Origin of the sequence: Moraxella oculi, assembly GCF_023336735.1 — a bacterium.
Taxonomy (GTDB): Bacteria; Pseudomonadota; Gammaproteobacteria; order Pseudomonadales; family Moraxellaceae; genus Moraxella; species Moraxella oculi.
Genome location: NZ_JAMBAQ010000037.1, coordinates 1 through 4,561, shown reverse-complemented (window position 1 = coordinate 4,561; position 4,561 = coordinate 1). Strand labels below are relative to the sequence as shown.

General features: G+C 35.2%; 7 protein-coding genes and 1 pseudogene. 7 read left to right on the top strand and 1 reads right to left on the bottom strand.

What is annotated here, in order from left to right; all coding sequences use genetic code 11:
- From M2R47_RS09135 to M2R47_RS09105, 7 genes are all read left to right on the top strand, one after another.
- A partial coding sequence (locus tag M2R47_RS09135; protein ID WP_249102416.1) for a VENN motif pre-toxin domain-containing protein occupies positions 1 to 693 on the top strand: 693 nt, incomplete at its 5' end.
- On the top strand, positions 681 to 1,229 hold the full coding sequence (locus M2R47_RS09130; protein ID WP_249102393.1) for a pyrimidine dimer DNA glycosylase/endonuclease V: 549 nt from the start codon (positions 681 to 683) through the stop codon (positions 1,227 to 1,229). The genes M2R47_RS09135 and M2R47_RS09130, both read left to right, overlap by 13 nt.
- 75 nt (positions 1,230 to 1,304) lie before the next feature.
- A complete protein-coding gene (locus tag M2R47_RS09125; protein ID WP_249102391.1) occupies positions 1,305 to 2,003 on the top strand; it encodes a hypothetical protein in 699 nt (232 codons plus the stop codon).
- 22 nt (positions 2,004 to 2,025) lie between these two features.
- Positions 2,026 to 2,427 (top strand): hypothetical protein, encoded by a 402-nt coding sequence (locus M2R47_RS09120; RefSeq protein ID WP_249102390.1) that lies wholly within the window; start codon positions 2,026 to 2,028, stop codon positions 2,425 to 2,427.
- Positions 2,424 to 2,873, top strand: a complete 450-nt coding sequence (locus tag M2R47_RS09115; protein ID WP_249102387.1) for a hypothetical protein — start codon at positions 2,424 to 2,426, stop codon at positions 2,871 to 2,873. The genes M2R47_RS09120 and M2R47_RS09115 overlap by 4 nt, the downstream gene beginning before the upstream one ends.
- A 156-nt stretch (positions 2,874 to 3,029) precedes the next feature.
- Positions 3,030 to 3,245 (top strand): hypothetical protein, encoded by a 216-nt coding sequence (locus M2R47_RS09110; protein WP_249102382.1) that lies wholly within the window; start codon positions 3,030 to 3,032, stop codon positions 3,243 to 3,245.
- 25 nt (positions 3,246 to 3,270) lie between these two features.
- Positions 3,271 to 3,546: a hypothetical protein gene (locus M2R47_RS09105; protein ID WP_249102380.1), complete on the top strand. Its 276-nt coding sequence runs from the start codon at positions 3,271 to 3,273 to the stop codon at positions 3,544 to 3,546.
- Positions 3,547 to 3,633: 87 nt separating this feature from the next.
- On the opposite strand, the pseudogene M2R47_RS09100 reads toward M2R47_RS09105, so the two are convergent.
- Positions 3,634 to 4,424, bottom strand: a pseudogene (locus tag M2R47_RS09100) (transposase family protein).
- Positions 4,425 to 4,561 lie beyond the last annotated feature (137 nt).

Below are 4,561 nucleotides of genomic sequence, written 5' to 3'. Positions count from 1 at the left end.
AACACCCTAACCCAAGCACAAAAAGACAAACTCATCAGCCAAGCCAAACTGTTAGCCGCCATCACCGCTGCTTATGCAGATGAAGATGTAGGCACCGCCACAAGCATGGCAGAGGAGGCGGTGAGGTGGAATGCAACAGGTAAGCATCCACAGCAGCATAGGAACTCTGAGGTAAAAACTCTTAAGCAAACGATTGTTGACTTTCATCAAACATACAACGACATCACGATTATGAATATCTCTGGAGGGGTGATTGGTTTTACTGTAATGATTAATAATGCAAGTGGCGAAGTATGGGTTTCTGATTTGCAGAATGGTCACCCAGATTTCTCAATTACTGCAGCAACCAAAAATATTAAGTCAATTCTTAAAAACCCGCCTATTTCTCAATCAAAGTATAAATCTGGTGCAGCATCTAGAAGTTATACAATGGGATTCTCAATTAATTTTGGTTCCATACTGGGTGGGAAAAATTCTGCGTCCGAAATTAATAATATTATTGCAAAATCTTCGGTTGGCTACCAAGCTTGTCATATTGCCTGTGCTGGATTAATTCGTACACAAGGTAAAGATGGGGATGTTATTCTTACTTATGGTGTTGGCAGTTCGCAACTTAGTGTATCTGCAGGAAATATGGTAAAAATAGAAAACTTTAGACTGACCAAAAAGGAAATTGCGAAATGGATAAAATAAACAAAAAGTCAGCGGTTAAGCTTCTTGACCATCTGCGTGAGGGATTGATTATTATAGGCATATTGTTTTTTGCTACATTGCAGTATTATAATCATCCTCAGTTAAAAGCCTTGAAAAATAAATATCCTAAAATTTATGATGAACAACTCGCTCGTCAAAGCACACCGCAGACTGAAGAAATGAAACTTTTGCTTAGACCTGTTACACAGACAACCATACAATCCATTCATCAACAAGACGTATTCCGTAAATATGGGTCCAGTGCAAGTGCAACACATAAATATAAAAATCCATCGGAAAAAACATTACAAGCCATTTTAAAAGAAATTGAAAACCAGGAAATATGGACGCTCAATCATCAATCTGAGCCAGCGGATGGCAATCAAATCTTGTATAAAAAAGAGTTTTGCTATCAGGAGTATACTCTAGCTATAACAAAAGAAAAAATGGTAGATGGCCTCATGCTTTTTGTGGGTGTGTATTGGCGATTTGACAGCGATTGTCGAAAATTGGCTTTAGGATATAAACTTGACTGATATTTTAGATGATATCGCTTTACTGTAGATTCTGTCGCCCTATTACATGATTTTGATGCCATCACCGCCACAAGCATGGCAGAGGAGGCGGTGAGGTGGAATGCTGCGTGGTCAAAAACTGCTGCATCTAATATCTATAAAAGACAACGAGAAGAATGTCAATCCTTAGGCATACCTTCAAATCAATGTGGTCAATATCACGGTGAAAAAAGTCTTAAAATACTTAAAGAAGTAGGTCTATTTATTGTACCAACCACCCCAGAAGAAGTTGCTATTGCGGTTGTAACAGGTGGTGCTGGCGGATATGTCATTAAAGCTGGTGGCAAAGTAATTAGCAAGGTCTTTAAAAGTAAAGATGAAGCTCAAAGGGTGTTGGGAGGGGCTGGGAGGCTTTCTAGAACGGATACAAAGGCTGGATATGAGCCTGATAATGATTTATTGAGTAGTCAAGCCAGTAAAAAAGCTAGAGATGAAAAGTTAATCAAAGATGCTGAAAATATCAGCACGGCCAAACCTAATGGTAGACCGCCGCAAGTAACAGCACCAAGAAACATTCAAGAGCAAATATTGTGGAGTGAAGTTGTTAAAAACCCCAAGACCGCCGGTAAACCTTTAAATGGCATGAATAATGATTCTAGATTCCCCAAAGATGCAGGATTCCAAAAGATGGAAGCCAAAATGAGAAGTAATGATGGAAAGGTGGTAGTCATACATTATCAATATAATCATAAGACAAATAAGGCTTATGACATTAAGATAACCTCAGTTGAATAACAAGAATTAAGGAGTTAAAAAGATGTTGATTAGAGCAAAAGATAGTTTGTTAAATAATTATATTTACATTTATTCAATATATTTGTCTAAAAACGGCTTTGATGAAAATTGTTGGTATTTTTTATGTAGTTCTGAGAATAAATTTGGACTTAATGTTTTTACATTAGACGAGATTAAGGAAATTGAGATTTTGGATTTTGAATGTCAGATTTCTTACTTATATATTGACAACGAAATTGTAAACAGAATAAGAAAAAACAATTGGAGCATAGATGAAAATTTATACTTAAATTCACAAAATCAGTATATGCACCCAGTTTTAAAATATTTTTTAGATAATCAGTGGGAAGTTTACGAAGGAATCATTGAAGGTCAAATTGATGACTGGAGAGAATTTGAAAAAAAATTAGGATTTAGACCTTGAATAATTCAAAATTTTTTATTGTTGAGGGTATTGATGTATATCATTATTACGATAGTGATTATTATGGTATGTCAGCTTATATATTTTGCTACAAGAATCAAGATGGAAATTTTTTGTTGACATTACCTGGTTGTTATTTTGAAGAAATTTTAAAAATGATGTCAGAGTTAATCAACAGTAATTACTGCTTATTATTAGAAAAATTTATAGATGGAGGTCTTGATTTTAATTTTGATTTTCAAAACAATGAGTTGGGAGAATGGTGGGAAATACCAGATAAAAATTTATTTTTAAAGAATTTGGAGATTATAAGTTCTTTAACAATTTCAGAATATTTTAAAAATTATGAAGAATATGATACAAATATAATAAAAACAATATTGTCAGATTTGGTGTCCTATTTAAAAAACACCAAAGATGAAAAAGTTTACTTACACTATATGTAACTAATATTACATCTAGCTCGGTCGGTTGAGTTGAATGATGGTGAAGCCCAACATTAACATAGATCATCTGGACAATGCCATAGAAGCCCTAACGAAATCGCCCACCATAATGGACAAGGCGAAACTTCTGCCACAAGAATGGGCAAACTGGGTAATGTGGCGTATAATATTGGCATCAGTCTGAATAAAGAGGATATCAATACTCATAGACAAACCATCACACTAACCGCTCAAACCCTGCAAGGCTTAAGCACCGAAGATAGACTTGCTTATCATACAAACAACCAAACACTCTTGAATGAGAATATAGATTCTGCTAGTAGAGCGGATGGTTCAGACTTAGACTTCGCACCAAAAGGGTTTAATAGATAATATGAATATTATAAAATCCGATAATATGAATATATTGGACATAGAGCTTTCATCAGAATGTATGTTTTGCTTTCATAATAGTATTGGAGATGCTATAAAAATTTTTTGTGAAAAAAATAATTTACGCTATGGTCATTATGAGCAATACATTGATTTTGGAGTGGGTCAAGTATATTTTCAGGATGAAGTTATTAAGATCGTTTGGGAAGAATTTCCTAACAGTATATCTTTATTTATAAAAAATTATAATGATTGCTTATTAATTATGGATATGATAAAAAATGATTTTTATAAACAATAAAAATTTGCTTTACACCCCACAAACCCCAAATATGCTACAATACCCTAACATTCATTAAATAGAGGTTTAAATAGACATCCTGCAAAACTACCCAATCCACCCAAACACGAGCTTTACCCTAAGTTCAAATCTTGCCAATGATTTACAATGGGTGGTTGAGAACATTTTAAAGGCTTGAAACTTGGCAAAGATATGTTCTACTCTCATCCGTGTTTTAGACAATAATGCGTTATAATCTTTGGCTTCTTGTGCTAATGGGTATTTCTTGGTTGCTTTTAGTGGAGTAAAGGCATTAGCATGTATGTGTTTTATGCCTTGATAACCACTGTCTGCTAGGACAAACTTAGCATTTGTTAAATTTGGGTTTGTTCGCTTAAAGAGCTTAAAGTCATGCATTTAAATGATGCTGGTGTCTACTTGTAAGATGACCTTGTGGTGATTGATGATACATTGCACCTTTGCGGTATGACACTTTTTCTTGCCAGAATACATCAATGCTTGGTTTTTTTGGGACGATTAACACGCACTTCGCTCACATCCACAATCGCAATGTCATCTTTGGTGGGTGTTTGGGCGGCAATGGCAAAGCCTTGCTTGCTTAGTGTGTCTTCAATCCAATGGCTTTTACGGATAAGTGTGCTTTCATGGATGCCAAAGTCAGCGGCTATCTGCTCATAGGTGCGATATTCTTTAAAATACTGCAAGGTTGCCATTAACAAATTGGGCATACCAATTTTGAGTTTTCTACCGTCTCTTTGATGTACAGTCGCTTGTGCTTGCTCTAAACGAGCAAGCATGTTGTTAAAGACTTCTCGCTCAATACCAATTAAGCGTTTAAACTTATCATCAGATAAGTGTGTGGATGCTTCGTAGTTCATTGGGGTATTTTAGCATCGGAAGGGTTTTGCAGGATGTCTAATTTGACAAACAACACAGTAACATTAAAAACGGATTTTTATGTCACAGTCAAACAAACTTTTTAGCTTCTCATCACTCCATGTCGGCATCTTACTTA